Annotated in this window: 11 protein-coding genes; 5 read left to right on the forward strand and 6 right to left on the reverse strand. The window is 36.0% G+C overall.

The features are described from left to right. Positions 1 to 42 precede the first annotated feature (42 nt). Entirely contained in the window at positions 43 to 915 is an 873-nt protein-coding gene (locus M0R16_07770) for a YicC family protein (protein MCK9612786.1), read from the forward strand. A 191-nt stretch (positions 916 to 1,106) separates the two neighbouring features. On the opposite strand, the gene M0R16_07775 is transcribed toward M0R16_07770, so the two are convergent. The 5 genes from M0R16_07775 to M0R16_07795 all read right to left on the reverse strand — a co-directional run bounded on the left by M0R16_07775 (position 1,107) and on the right by M0R16_07795 (position 5,487). After that, positions 1,107 to 1,817 carry a fibrobacter succinogenes major paralogous domain-containing protein gene (locus M0R16_07775; GenBank protein MCK9612787.1) on the reverse strand — a complete coding sequence of 237 codons (711 nt, stop codon included), beginning with the start codon at positions 1,815 to 1,817 and terminating at the stop codon, positions 1,107 to 1,109. Between the two features lie 59 nt (positions 1,818 to 1,876). Next, positions 1,877 to 2,422, reverse strand: coding sequence for a DUF4468 domain-containing protein (locus M0R16_07780; protein ID MCK9612788.1), 546 nt, complete (start codon positions 2,420 to 2,422; stop codon positions 1,877 to 1,879). Between the two features lie 1,078 nt (positions 2,423 to 3,500). Beyond that, positions 3,501 to 3,683: a hypothetical protein gene (locus M0R16_07785; protein ID MCK9612789.1), complete on the reverse strand. Its 183-nt coding sequence runs from the start codon at positions 3,681 to 3,683 to the stop codon at positions 3,501 to 3,503. 35 nt (positions 3,684 to 3,718) lie between these two features. After that, the gene (locus M0R16_07790; protein MCK9612790.1) at positions 3,719 to 4,711 is read right to left on the reverse strand and encodes an acetylserotonin O-methyltransferase; all 993 of its coding nucleotides are present in this window, start codon (positions 4,709 to 4,711) and stop codon (positions 3,719 to 3,721) included. A 140-nt stretch (positions 4,712 to 4,851) separates the two neighbouring features. Then, positions 4,852 to 5,487 carry a hypothetical protein gene (locus M0R16_07795; GenBank protein MCK9612791.1) on the reverse strand — a complete coding sequence of 212 codons (636 nt, stop codon included), beginning with the start codon at positions 5,485 to 5,487 and terminating at the stop codon, positions 4,852 to 4,854. Positions 5,488 to 5,658: 171 nt separating this feature from the next. Between M0R16_07795 and M0R16_07800 the strand changes: the two genes are divergently transcribed. From M0R16_07800 to lnt, 3 genes are all read left to right on the forward strand, one after another. Then, positions 5,659 to 6,771 carry a PorV/PorQ family protein gene (locus M0R16_07800; protein ID MCK9612792.1) on the forward strand — a complete coding sequence of 371 codons (1,113 nt, stop codon included), beginning with the start codon at positions 5,659 to 5,661 and terminating at the stop codon, positions 6,769 to 6,771. 16 nt (positions 6,772 to 6,787) lie between these two features. Next, a complete protein-coding gene (locus M0R16_07805) occupies positions 6,788 to 11,740 on the forward strand; it encodes a C25 family cysteine peptidase (protein ID MCK9612793.1) in 4,953 nt (1,650 codons plus the stop codon). A 163-nt stretch (positions 11,741 to 11,903) separates the two neighbouring features. After that, positions 11,904 to 13,550 (forward strand): apolipoprotein N-acyltransferase, encoded by a 1,647-nt coding sequence (gene lnt / locus M0R16_07810; GenBank protein MCK9612794.1) that lies wholly within the window; start codon positions 11,904 to 11,906, stop codon positions 13,548 to 13,550. Here lnt and M0R16_07815 read toward each other — a convergent pair. After that, positions 13,541 to 14,014, reverse strand: coding sequence for a 23S rRNA (pseudouridine(1915)-N(3))-methyltransferase RlmH (locus M0R16_07815; protein ID MCK9612795.1), 474 nt, complete (start codon positions 14,012 to 14,014; stop codon positions 13,541 to 13,543). The genes lnt and M0R16_07815 overlap by 10 nt on opposite strands. A gap of 140 nt (positions 14,015 to 14,154) precedes the next feature. On the opposite strand from M0R16_07815, the gene M0R16_07820 reads away from it, so the two are divergent. Further along, complete coding sequence (locus tag M0R16_07820; protein MCK9612796.1) at positions 14,155 to 14,589, forward strand: DUF4783 domain-containing protein; 435 nt, start codon at positions 14,155 to 14,157, stop codon at positions 14,587 to 14,589. Positions 14,590 to 14,860: the final 271 nt, after the last annotated feature.

The following is a 14,860-nucleotide window of genomic DNA, read 5'->3' on the forward strand; positions in this document are numbered from 1 at the left end:
ACCATGATTATTCCTACATTTGCATGAATCAAAACCCTGTTTATGAAATCAATGACCGGCTACGGCAAGGCAGTGTGCGAACTGCCCGATAAAAAAATCTCCATAGAAATAAAATCTGTGAACAGCAAACAACTTGACCTGAACATTAAGCTGCCCGCTGTTTTACGTGATAAGGAGCCCGAAATTCGTTCATTCATTTCAAAAAAACTGGAACGGGGAAAAATTGATTTGTACATCAATATCGAATACCTTTTTGCTCATGGGAATTTTTCACTGAACACGCCTCAGGCCATTAAATATCTTGAAGATATTAAACAATTATCTGCAGAGCTTGGGTTAGAGCTGCCTCAGGAAATTGTTCCCCTGCTGGTCAGGTTACCGGATGTTGTGAAAACCCCAATGGATGAAGTGAATGAAAATGAGTGGGTAAAAATCTTTGAAAGCTTTGAAAAAGCAGTAGACAATCTGGTCACATTCCGAAAAAACGAAGGCAATGTTATGAAAAAAGACATTGAACAGCACGTCTTGCTCATTTTACAGGGCTTACCCCAAATAAAAACTTTCGAGAAAAATCGCATTAATCAAATCAAACAGCGCATACAAACCAATCTCGAATCGGTATTTCCACAGGAAAAAATTGATGCCAACCGATTTGAGCAGGAAGTGATTTATTTTCTGGAAAAAATGGATTTCACCGAAGAGAAAGTCCGTTTAAAAAAACACGGGGATTATTTCTTGCAAACCATGAACGAAGACAATTCCAACGGGAGAAAGTTGGGGTTTATAGCCCAGGAAATGGGCCGTGAAATTAACACCCTCGGCTCCAAAGCCAATGATTACGAAATACAGAAAATTGTGGTGGAGATGAAGGACGAGCTGGAGAAAATTAAAGAACAATTATTGAATGTGTTGTAAATGAAATTTCAAAAACCCATTACACTTCTGTTTAAAAACATACTAAATTTCGATTCAAACCGAAAATAATCATAAGATTTTTCGATTCAAACCGAAAATTCTTATGAAAATGATGCCGTTTTTAGAAAAAGATGAAATTGAAAAAAAACAGAGAATGCAATTCCCGCGAGCGATTTCTTTAATTTATTGTATTAATCCTTTACACATCTAACAGAAAGACCTGCTTCATATGACCAATCTTTAAGAACCTCAATAGATCCCATGGAATAATTAATCATAATTATCCATGTATAATCATCGCCTGAAAGGTTACTTGTCCACCATTTTCCATAATATTTAATTCCTGTATATTCATCTCCTAGCGATGCCCATCCACCTGGAAGTGCACAAAATCCATATGTGTCTGTGGCACCAGTGTTTGGGCTTTCCCAGTGTGTAGTTCCAGTTTCCTTCAATTTCCCTCCGGCTACACTTTCACCGCCAGCATAACTAATTAACTCGTTCCAGTCGCTAATAGTGGCCACATGCCAACCATCAGGCGCAATATTTCTGTAGTCGGAAACAGCATAGTAATTATATAACCTGCCATAAATGTTACCTAAAGTTCCAACATTATTATAATTGCAAAATGCACCATATGTTAAATCAACCCATTCATACCAATCCGTTACGTTTGGTATTTGGTCTCCGTTTCTGTAATGAGTAACTTTTAAATTTTCAGTCATCCATATTTTACCATTAATATTTACAGTATTATATTCATTGCCATCGTAATCAGTTACTTTTAAATTGATAGGGTCGTTTGTATCATTATTATTTTCATCATCATCCTTACAACTTGTATTGAATGCTAATGATAATAAAATTAATAAAGCAAATAGTTTAAGGAATTTAGTTTTCATAATTTAATGTATTTATAAAATTACACATGTTAAGTTTTGCCTTTACTAAACCTATATTTTTACCAATCCTTCATTTGTGTTGCCTTTCCCATTGTGTTTTTTAAATCAATAATTAATTCTTCAACTTTTTCATTTATTATTGATTTAATATTTAACCATTGCTTATTTCTAAAACCTCTTCCATGTTTTATTTCTTCATAAGGACAAAAACTCTCGTTAGTTATTTTACCAAAAGAGATACCGTTGCCTTTATGCAGAAAATTTTCAAAAACATACCGATATTTCCCGTCTTTTAATAATACTGTTCCATCAAAAGTTATGGTTCCATTACATTTAATTTTTTTCATAGAACCAATACCACAAAAATACGGCAAGGTAAAGCTCCCCTGTATTTGACCCCCCTCAGAATTAATATAATCAACGCTTCTTTTAATATCAGATGATGGTTTAGAAAACCACAATTTAGCCGTTTCAAAGAGATCAGATGCTTTTCTTGATTCATCAGTATTTATAACACCTTCAAATAATAAAAAGTTGTCGTCCTCTTGCTGTGCCAATAATAAAATCGGGAAGCAAAGCATTACAAAAAATAATAATTTTTTCATAATTTATTTATTTCTTCTCCGCAGCCCCAACGAAGTATTTATAAATAAAAAAGCGTGGAACTGTAACTATATTCGCCTTAGAGGTACTGGTATACCTTTTCTGTCAAACAAGTTATGCCCACGCTTTTGCGTGAGCGTTCACCTATTATCCCCGACAGAAATTGAAAATTACCAGTTTTCTAAAGCAAGAATAAAAGTTTATCAGCCTTTCGGCTGACTAACGCTTTATTTTAATTTCGTAAAAAAAGAACGCGTGTTAAATTCATTTTAACAAAGCAAATATATTAAATAAATTTTAAAATGAAAAATGAAAAAATTTTATTTTGCTTTTCTTTTGATAAATATCAATGACATGAAACATGTTGGCGCTCCGACGACTCCTTTATGGTTTTTCGTCTTTGCCTATAGCAAGTCGTAGTACCACTTAGAGTGGCGCTACGACTGCTCCTTCAATAGAAAATTTTTCTGCTATAATCAGCGGGGAACATCTTCTTTTTATGTCCCGCAGTCCGCCAAGGCGGAGCGCAGATTAGCGCGGATGAAAAGACCGCTTGGCGAACTTTGCGATTTCCTTTGCGAACTTTGCGGTTAAAAATGCGGCGAAAAAAGATGTAAACTTTGCTTTCGTCTTTGCCTCTTATCCTATAGGAAGACAAAGAATGGGGTGGTTTACATCTTTTTTGAATGTTGTCGAAGTAGTATTGTTTTTATGTTGTGGTAAAAGTTTTCTGCGAAAATCTGCGTAATCAGCGGGAAAAAAACGAGAAAGTCTCCCGCGCCCGCCTACCGGAAAGACAGGGATGATGCAGATTGCCGCAGGAAAAAACAGAATTTTTATCAGTTCGCCTGTCTGCTGCCGGCTTCGGGCTTCTACAATAGAATTTATTGTAACTAATGCAGAAGGTAATCAAAAATCAACCCATGAAAATAATCCATATGCATTGGTATATAGATTTGTATTTGAATATTAAAATTAAAGGATTTTTTCCCAACTGCCACACGATGTCCACCTCGGCAGTGAGGGCAAAGATAGCTCACTATGATTTTTCTTTTATCCTCAAACCAGCAAAGCAAAACCTTATGCTGCCAAAAACTTCAGGGCTTCATACACCAAAAATACAGGCCATACCATGGCTTTCAAAAACCCGAGAACACCCATCCAGAAAGTTGTGGCCATAGAAATGTAATAAATGGCGGCGCCTATCAGTCCTAAAAAGTAAACAGTGCCCGAAGATGCGTGTTTGTTATAATTTTTACTCATGTTATGAATTTAAGATTTTTAAAAAAAATGTTTTGTTATTTCATTGCTGTTATCATAGCATTGTTAAAAGTTTCAGTACGTTTAACCCCTGAAAATCCCTCGTTTTTTAACCAGTCTGAAATTTCCCTTTCTGTATAGGTATCTCCATGCTCGGTGGACACAAGCATATTCATAGCAAACAAAGCCCCTCCGAAAGGTGAAGTTCTGTCTTCGTCCATCACGTGGTCCTGTATCACTATTTGCCCTCCCCGGTTTAAGGCATTATAACATTTCTTTATGAGTTTGTGATTTTGAGCAGGCGAATTAATATGTATGATGGCGGAGAGAAAGGCCATGTCATAACCCGAGCCAAAACCGTTTTTGTTGTAATCGCCGCAAATGAAGCTAATTCGCTTTTCCAGGCCTTCCAGTTTTACATATTTTTTTGTTATCGGAATAATATCCGGCAGGTCAAAAATAGTAGCTTTGTTCTTGTTGTTTCTTTTCACAAACTCCATTGCGTAAACTCCGGATCCCCCGCCGATATCAAGAAAATACCGCACCTCTGTGAGATTCAATTTGTCGAGCAGGGCTTTTGCCTGTTTGTGTGCCCTTTCGTGCATAGCACCTATAAATGCTTCTGACCAGTTCGTGTTTTTGCGGCTCTTAACTTTTTTACGCTGGCTTTTCCCGGTGCGTATCATTTCTGTCATCGTTGACCACGTGTCCCACATACTGACACTATGCATAAGGCCTTTTAAATAATTGCTACTACTTCGTGATAAATATTCTGACGAAAAAGGAGTATTGTAAAATTTTTGTTTTCGTTTTTGAAGCAGGCCAATAGCACAAAGTGCATTCATAATCCTGTCGGTAGCGCGGGCATCTGTTTTTATCTTTTGACAAATCTCCTGTGATTCGGAACCTTGCGTAGCAATATGCGAAAAAATATCCAGCTCGTATGCCGTAAGGATAATTCGGCTGATGCGAAAAGCGGAAATGATTTCACGGAGTTGCTCGGGCTTGTTAATGTTAAATGCGGGTTTCATAAATTTTTTAAGTTGTCAAAGATATAAAAGAAAGAAGTTTTTTATAAAAAAAAGTTTAAATGACGAATTTGAGATAATACAAGTTTGGCTTCTGGGCAGCTATTTTGGCAGTAGTACATTTAAATGTAATTTTTACCTGCTCAGTATAATTTTTTTCTGGAGTCAGGAAACATGAAGTCGGGCACCTGCAGAATGCAGGAACTTCCTGAATATAAAAGTCCGAAAGCTTCCGTATCTATGGGGATTTCAAGGTAATTTAAAAATGCCGTCTTGTTCCCGGATTCATACATAGCAATGCTTTTCAAGATAGTGCGGCATTTAGATAGTATGATATCCTGCGATGACAGAACGGAAAAATCAACAGCTGATATAAGTATTTTCTGAGGCGAAATCAGGTTAACTAGTGCCGGATTCGAGTTATATGTTTCCATAACAACCCATTGCGTTTTTAGTTTTTTATCTTTTTTTTGATTTTCATGTAAAAAGATTAGCAGGTTCGTTTTTTCTGAAATATATTTTGTAAGGCTGTCTTCTGCTATATTACTGACAAAAAACTGCAGAGGGCTAGCCGATGAACCCTTTAACGCTTCGGCCGTTTCAAAAGTACATAGCCATTGATGAGTGCCTGTTTCCTGTTTTTCGAAACTTAATAATGTCCCTTTTGAAATAATAACCGCATCGGTACACAACCATTCTATGCTGTTTCCGATATTTATTTCAGCACGCACTTGAAAAACGGACACAATAAAAAATATTGCCGCAAGTGATTTTTTCATTTTTTATCCGACTTTATAATTTATTACTCAAACATACAACTTTCTTTGATATTTACAAGTATTTTCTTTTAAATGACACATTTTTTGTATCTTTATAGTGCTATAATAAAGAAACAGATAATTATTTTTTTATTTTTTCGTTACTCAATAACAACTAAAATTTTGATAAGGATGCCCCGTAAAATTTTTGCAGTTATAGTGCTTTTATTCACGTTTACTTACTTTGCTTATTCCCAGGCTCCGAAGTACAGCAATGAATTTCTTTCTATTGGCGTTGGCGCAAGAGCTTTGGGTATGTCAAATTCAAATGTTGCCTTTGTAAGTGATGTTACTTCGGGGTATTGGAATACTGCAGGCCTGGCCATGGTTCCTTCACAGTTTCAGGCAGGATTGATGCACTCCGAATATTTTGCCGGTATTGCAAAATACGATTACGTGGCTCTGGCAGTGAAAATTGACGAAAAAAGCACCGGAGCATTTTCTTTCATAAGGTTTGGGGTGGATGATATTCCAAATACAACCGAATTAATAGACGCACAGGGCAATATTGACTACGACCGTATTACCACTTTTTCCGCCGCCGATTATGCCTTTATTTTTTCTTACGCACGTAAATCAAAAATTGAAGGACTTCGTTACGGTGGTAATGCCAAAATTATTTACAGAAAAGTAGGTTCTTTTGCCAATTCATGGGGATTCGGGTTAGATTTTGGGGTACAGTATGAAATGAAAAAATGGTATTTTGGCGTCATGGCAAGAGACATCACTTCAACATTTAATGCCTGGAAATACAATCTTAATGATAATATGAAAGAGGTATTCACCCGCACGGGTAATGAAATTCCCGAAAGTACCCTTGAGTTGACTTTGCCCAGGCTTAACATCGGAGCCGCCAAGCGTTTTGATATGCCAAAAAAATTCTCGGCATTGATTGCGGTGGACCTTGATATGACTTTTGATGGAAAAAGAAATGTGCTGATACGTAGCAATCTTCTTTCCATTGACCCTCATGGAGGCTTGGAGCTGGGATATAATGATATTATTTTCGTACGGGCTGGTTTTGGGAATATCCAGAAAGAAACGGATTTTGAAGGCAAGAAGAAAATTACATTTCAACCGAACATAGGTGTGGGTATAGTAATTAAAAAAATCGTTGCCATTGATTATGCTTTTACCGACATCGGCAACGCATCCATTGCGCTTTATTCTCACGTTTTTTCACTGAAACTTAATATAAATAGGAAAAAAACAGTTTCTGTTGACAATGTCGAAAAGCCACAATAAGCACAGATTAATATTTATGAAAAAATTTTTACCTGCAATTTTCATTTTTTTTGTTTTTTTTTGCAGGCATTCAAACGCCCAATCTTTTGGCAATGAATGGATAAACTTTTCTCAATCTTACTATAAGTTTTATGTCAGTCAGAATGGGGTTTATCGCTTAAACTATAACGCTTTGATTTCTGCAGGGGTACCTGTCAATAGCATTAATCCGAAGAATATTCAGATATTTAATAAAGGATTTGAGCAACACATATTTATAAGTGGAGAAAACGACAATGTATTTAATACGGGCGATTATATTGAGATTTATGCGGAGAAAAACGACGGCTCGCTAGATGCGCCGTTGTATAAAAATCCCGATGCTCAGGCAAACAAAAACTATAGCCTGTTTAATGATTCATCTGCATATTTTATTACCTGGAACAATTCACTAAATAATCTCAGAGTACTTGCGGATAATGACATAAATTTTACAGCCTACACTCCTGTCCCATACATATATGTGCTTTCAAGACTTGATTATACGAATGCTTATTATGCTGGCCAAAAAAACTCAACCGGAATTTTCGACCCGGAATATACTGAAGGAACCGGATGGTTTGATAATGCCTTTGGGTTAGGACAGCAGATTACCAGAAATATCCCCACTACCAATAAGTACGATTCAGGCCCCAACGCTTCTGTAAATATTGTTACGTTGGGAGTTTCTAATGTTGCTTTTTTAAATCCCGACCATCACCTCAATATCACTTGTGCGGGTTATATTATTGATACTATTTTTGATGGGTACAAACTATTAAAATTTGATTTTGAAATTTCTACAGCCAGTCTTGGGACAAGCAATACTGCATTAATATTTAAATCAATCAATGACCTGGGAGCTTCTTCCGACAGAAACGCTATTTCATATATACAGGTAAAATATCCGCATACATTAAACCTTGAAGGAAGTTCTAAATTTTTGTTTTATGCAAAAGATGCTGTACAAGCAAAATCTTTGTTCTTTTTTACAAATTTTAATGCGGCTTCAGGCGATACAGTCAGGCTGTATGATGTTACCAATCACCGTCGTATTAAAGTTATTTACGAAGGGGGTGTTTACAAGTGCCTGTTGCCCAATTCAGGAAATGAGAAGAAGTGTTTTCTGACATCTGATAATAACATCTCTTATATTGACCGGATTTATCCTGTAAGTCCTGATGCGCATTTTATAAATTATCTGAGTATTGCCAACACTCAATTTTCCGATTATTTTATCATTACCCATCCTACATTATGGGATGAAGCCGAAAATTATGCCTCTTATAGAAATACAACAGGATATAATGCACTTACTGTCAATGTGGAACATTTGTACGACCAGTTTGCCTATGGTGTGTTGAAATCTCCTCTTAGCATCAGAAATTTTATACGTTATGCGAATGTTTATTTTTCAGAAAAACCAAAACACTTGTTTTTAATTGGAAAAGGTTTTCGTGCAGGTTATGACGGGTCCTCAGTTAGTTACAGAAAAAGTGCAACTTATTTCAATCAAACCCTGGTTCCTTCGTTTGGTTCTTCACCTTCCGATTTGTTATTTTCACAAGGCATAGCTGACACAACTTATCTGCCGTCAATTGCAACAGGGCGTTTGAGTGCTCAATCACCACAGGACGTGGCAGTTTACCTGAACAAGGTTATGCAGTTTGAGCAGGCTCAAAACATTCCGGAAGAGTGGATGAAAAAAGTTTTACATTTTGGAGGTGGATCTTCTTCGATTGAACAGGGGCAATTTGCCGGATACCTTGAAAATTATAAGCAAATAATTGAGCAACCTTTTTATGGCGCCGAAGTAAAAACTTTTCTCAAAACCTCATCCTCTCCTATGCAAATAAACCAGTCGGATTCTTTAAAAATAATTATTAATAACGGCGTATCCATGATGACTTTTTTTGGACATGCCGGGTCCATTGGGTTTGACAATTCTCTTGACCATCCTTCGGAATACGACAATTACGGGAAATACCCTTTTATTCTTGCAAATTCGTGTTATTCAGGAGATATCTTTCTCAACTGGAGTACTACGAGTGAAGAATTTGTTTTGATTGAAAATAAAGGCTCTATAGCCTTTTTAGCATCCATTGCACAAGGTATACCATGGGCTTTAAATGTTTTTTCAAACGAACTCTATCGCCAGATTTCCTATAAAAACTATGGCAAAACTATTGGGGAATTAATAAATAAAACTATAGATTCTGTTAAATCACCTGACATTACTATAAAGGAAACACTATTAACCATGACATTGCATGGGGACCCAGCAATAAAATTAAATGTTTATGAAAAACCGGATTATACTATAGCTCCAGAAAAGGTATGGTTTGACCCGCCGGAAGTTAATTCGGAGCTTGATACTTTTAATATAAATATTATCTCAACCAATATCGGTATGGCCATTGCCGATTCATTCATCATACAAACCGTGAGAGTTTTCCCCGATGGCTCAAGCCAGGAATATTACAATATGATCAAGGCTCCATATTTTAAAGATACCCTGTCGTTAAAAATCCCATTAGACTTTACAGCAGGTCTGGGCTTAAATAAATTCCGCATTTACCTTGATTTTTATCACGAAATTGATGAGTTGTCCGAAACAAATAATTATACAGAAGTGATGTTGATGATAAAATCATCTGATATTGTCCCTGTTTATCCATACAAATATGCCGTAATACCAGATTTACCTCTTACGCTAAAAGCCTCAACAAGTTATACCTTTCTGGGGTCCACAGATTTTGAATTTCAGCTGGACACTACAGATGCATTTAACAGCCCGGTAAAACAAACATTTCACATAACACATTCGGGCGGAGTGGTTGAATGGGCTCCTGTGTTTCCCATAACTACCGACAGCATAGTTTATTTCTGGCGAGTAAGCGTTGATTCAAATTCATCACATAACTACAACTGGCGTGAAAGTTCATTTCAGTATATTTCAGGGAAAAGAGGCTGGGGACAGGCACATTTTTATCAATTTAAAAATGATGATTATCAATATGTGAATTACAATAAACCCCAAAGGCGTTTTGATTTTATGAATGACATAAAATCCATTATGTGTCAGACCGGATATTATCCATATATTCCATGGCAGGATATTTTATATAAAGTTAATAATGTAATCATGACACAATGGACAGCACTGGGTGAATCTGGTAATGGAATGCTGGTAGCTGTGTTTGATTCTGTTTCAGGCGAGCCATGGATAAACTATAATTCATCTTCATTTACGCCACTCTTTGATTATTCATGTTCAAGTACGAACGGACGAAACGCTTTACGAAGTTTCATTTCAGATTTTATTCCCGATGGAAATTATGTGCTGGTATACAGCCATAAAAATCACAATGCTGCAAATTATGAAGAAGAGCTTTATCAAAGTTTTGAATCCCTTGGAAGCTCCTATATTCGTTTTTTGCCCAACAATATTCCTTACATTCTTTTTGGCAAAAAGGGAAGCCCTATTGGCTCTGCTCACGAAGAACAAGGTTTGAGTATCAATTCCATAATTAAATTGTATGACAGTATACCAACAAAATGGAAAGAAGGCTACATACTTTCAGAAATAATTGGTCCTGCCAGCAATTGGAGTTCAATGCACTGGAGACAAGAAGCTTTCGAACAAGAAAATACCGACGAAGTCAAACTACATGTTTTAGGTATAAGAAATAATGGAGTTATTGATACCCTTATAAAAAACATACCTCCCGATTCTGGTGATATTTATAATCTTAACACCAGAATTAATGCAACACTCTATCCCCGCCTAAAACTTCTTGTTACTATGCGTGACGATTCATTGCACACTCCCCCACAAATGTGTCGCTGGCAGGTATTATACGAAGGTGCTCCCGAAACAGCTCTAAATCCTTCGCTTCATTATGCTTTTTATAAGGATACGGTTCAGGAGGGAGAGAATATTTTGTTTTCAACTGCCACACAGAACATTAGTACTTACGATATGGATAGTTTGCTAATCAAATACTGGGTGGTGGATAAAAACTTGCTGAAGCATCCTATTGGTTCTTTCAGGCAAAGGCCTCACCCTGCCGGGGATGTGCTGAAAGATACTGTTATTTTTTCAACAAAAAACCTGGATGGTCTGAATAGCTTATGGATAGAAGTGAATCCCGACAATGACCAGATGGAACAATTTCATTTTAACAATCTCGGAGAAGTGAAATTTTATGTTGGAAAAGACATAACAAATCCGATACTTGATGTAACTTTTGATGGAGTACATATTATGGATGGAGATATCGTTTCTTCAAAACCGGAAATACAAATTACGCTGAAAGATGAAAATAAATTTTTCGCATTGAACGATACAGCTTGTTTTCGGGTATATATTCAATATCCCGGGAGTACAACAATGACCAGAATATATTTTATGCAAAACGGACAGGAATTCATGCAATTTATACCAGCCGTACTGCCTAATAACAGCTGCAAAATCATATATAATACAGAATTACCCCAGGATGGTACATACAAGCTTTTTGTTGAAGCTCAGGATGTATCACGTAATGAATCCGGGAGCAACGACTATTCAATAAGTTTTGAGGTAATCAACAAACCAACCATCACCCAGGTTATGAATTGGCCCAACCCCTTTACAACAGCTACCCATTTTGTTTTTACAATCACCGGCTCCGAAATTCCAACATATTTTAAAATTCAGATAATGACCATAACGGGAAAAGTGGTAAGAGAGATTGACTTAAGCGAACTTGGGCCTATACACATTGGAAGAAACATTACTGAATATGCATGGAACGGAACCGATGATTACGGTGACAGACTTGCCAACGGAGTTTATCTTTATCGTGTTGTTACCCGTCTTCATGGTGAAAAAATCGAATTGAATCCTACCGCTGCAGACCAGTATTTTAAGAAGGAATTCGGGAAAATGTTCCTGATGGGAAATTAACAGGAGTTTGCAAAAACATTATTTTCATCTTAGTTAAGGGTGTTTTTCGATAAATGCTTTTGCTTTTTTTATTCCATAAATTCAATAGTGAAGTCTTTGCAATTCATTTGTGTTCGCATATAGTTCGTATAAAAAACATATATTTGCCCAATTCTTTTTTATTATGAAAAAAAGATATTTATTCCTTTTTTCTGTTTTAAGCGGGTTATTGTTTTCCCTTTCATGGCCGGCACGTGGTTTCCCCTTTTTGCTTTTTATTGCTTTTGTTCCTTTATTATATATTGAAGATTACATCTCAAAGAACAAACACAATTTCATTAAATCCGGTGTCTTTTTTTATTCATATGTCGCCTTTTTTATTTGGAATTTTCTAACTACCTGGTGGATTTACCATTCGACACTATTCGGCGCTGCCATGGCTATAGTGTTGAATTCCATGTTTATGACCATTACTTTTTTCATGTATCATCTGGTACGTCGAAATATATTTAAATCTCGTGGTGGTTTTTTTGTAATTATTTTTTTCTGGATTACATTTGAATTTCTTCATCTTGACTGGGACCTGACATGGTCGTGGTTAAATCTGGGCAATGGCTTTGCAAATTACCCTCTTTTTGTTCAGTGGTATGAGTTTACGGGAATTTTTGGAGGTGATTTATGGATATTATATGTGAATATAATTTTGTACAAGTTGTTGCTTAATGCTTTTGGTACTTACAAATCCAAAAAAAATGTGCTGCTGTATTCATTAACATTGGGAGTAGTTGTAACAGTTCCGCTGGCATTTTCTCTGATAAGATATTTTACATATAATGAAAAAGGACCAGAATACTCTTGCGTTGTCGTTCAGCCAAACATTGATCCTTACAATGAGAAATTTGGCTACATGCCCATTCATGTACAACTTGATAGGATATTAAACCTTGCAAAAGAAAAAGTTACTCATGAAACGGATTTTCTAATTTGTCCCGAAACAGCTATCCCTGAGTATATTATTGAAGACGAAATTAATGAATACGAAAGTACAGATAGCCTGAAGAGTATGATAAAAAATTTCCCCCGTTTAAAAATTATAATAGGAATGTCTTCGGTAAAAATATTCAAGCCGGGAGAAGAGCTCTCGCGAACAGCTCGTTATTCTGAAGGTGAAAATAATTATTATGACGTTTGCAATACCGCTTTATACCTTGATTCAACAATGGTTCCACAATTATATCATAAATCAAAGCTGGTTCCGGGCGTTGAAATGATGCCTTTTCCAAAACTGCTTAAACCTTTGCAAAAATTTGCCATTGACCTTGGCGGAATGAAAGGCAGCGTTGCCACACAAAAAGAAAGAACTGTTTTTGGACAGAAAGAAAGTCCTGTAAAAGCTGCGCCGGTTATCTGTTATGAATCAATTTATGGCGGCTTTATTACAGGATATATTCGCAATGAAGCAAACCTGATTTTCATCATTACAAACGACGGATGGTGGCAAGATACACCGGGACACAGGCAACACCTGCAATATGCCAGACTACGTGCTGTTGAAACACGAAGAAGTATAGCCCGTTCAGCCAATACGGGCATATCGGCTTTTATTAATCAGCGTGGAGATGTTTTTCAGCAAACAAAATACTGGACTCCCGATGTGATAGAAATGAAAATCAGGGCTAACGACGGCATGACGATGTATGCGCGTTTGGGGGATTATATTGGCCACATTTTCAAGTATATCTCTCTTGCTTTAATACTGATGTTTTTTGCAAACATACTGCTGAATAAACGCAAAAAAATAAAAGTCAGGAGAAAGAAAACTCAGGAATGATGATATTTTTCGTTGCGTATTATGGTAAATGCGCGATATAATTGCTCCATAAAAATCAAACGGACAAGCTGGTGTGGAAACGTCAGTCTGGATAATGAAATTTCAGCATTGGCTATATTCCTGATTTCATCCGAAAAGCCATAGGCTCCGCCTATAACAAACATCAGGTTCTTGATTCCTGTTTGCATTTTATGCTCAACAAATCTGGCAAAATTTACAGAACTTAATTCTTCTCCGTTTTCATCCAACAAAACTATAAAATCAGCTTTTGTAAAATATTTTTTTTGAACTCCTGCTTCTTCCGACTGAATTTTTGTAATGTTGTAATTTTTCCCGCCTTTAATATCCGGAATGGTAATTATTTCTGTTCGGATGTAATGATTAATTCTTTTAAAGTAATCCATCAGTCCATCATTAATATAGGTTATGTTCGTTTTTCCCGTAAGTAAAAGAATGATTTTCATAACTATGTAAAATGAAATGATTACAAAAATATACAAACAAAATTGATTCGGAACAACATTATTGTTTATTTTTGATTTGAAATTCGGCCTTTAAATATGGCTTGGTTTTTGTAAATAAACACATTGCTAAATTTAGCATTATGAATTATTTATTAATTATACTGATTTTTACATTATCAATTTTTTCGGCTAAAGCAGAGCCTATTGATACGTCAATGACACAACAAATTAATTCAGAAATTAATCAAGATAACATTATAGACAATATTGCTGCAGCGATTAATTCGGGGGATGCAAAAAAACTGGCATCTTATTTTAATGCAAGTATTGATTTAACAGTGCCCGGTTCTGAGGGCACTTTCAGTAAATCTCAATCCGAAATGATTGTAAAAAACTTTTTTTCCCACTATCCCCCTCTTTCCTTTGTGGTAAATCAAAAGGGTTCTTCAACTGAAGGTTCACTATTTGCCATCGGGAAATTAACAACAAAAAGTACTACATTCCGAACATATTTTCTGGTTAAAAAAACAAATAACATTCTTCTGATTCACCAGCTTCAATTTGAAGAAGAATAGTTTTATCTCAGAATAATAAAGTAATTTTATAATTTAGTCTTAGATATAATAAGTAATATTTATGGATATTGTTGCTCAACACATTGCCCAAGCCCTTGCAGAAGATATTGGCGAAGGCGACCATACATCCCGGGCCACCATACCTCCTGACTTCTGACTCTACCCTGTTTTTTGTGTAATTCATATTTTTAAGAATCAGAATATAAACTAATTAGCAAAAAAATTAGTGCGGTATTACCGCACTAACCTTATTTTTGTAGGATGTATTCAA

It is taken from the genome of Bacteroidales bacterium, from assembly GCA_023228145.1.
GTDB lineage: Bacteria > Bacteroidota > Bacteroidia > Bacteroidales > CAIWKO01 > CAIWKO01.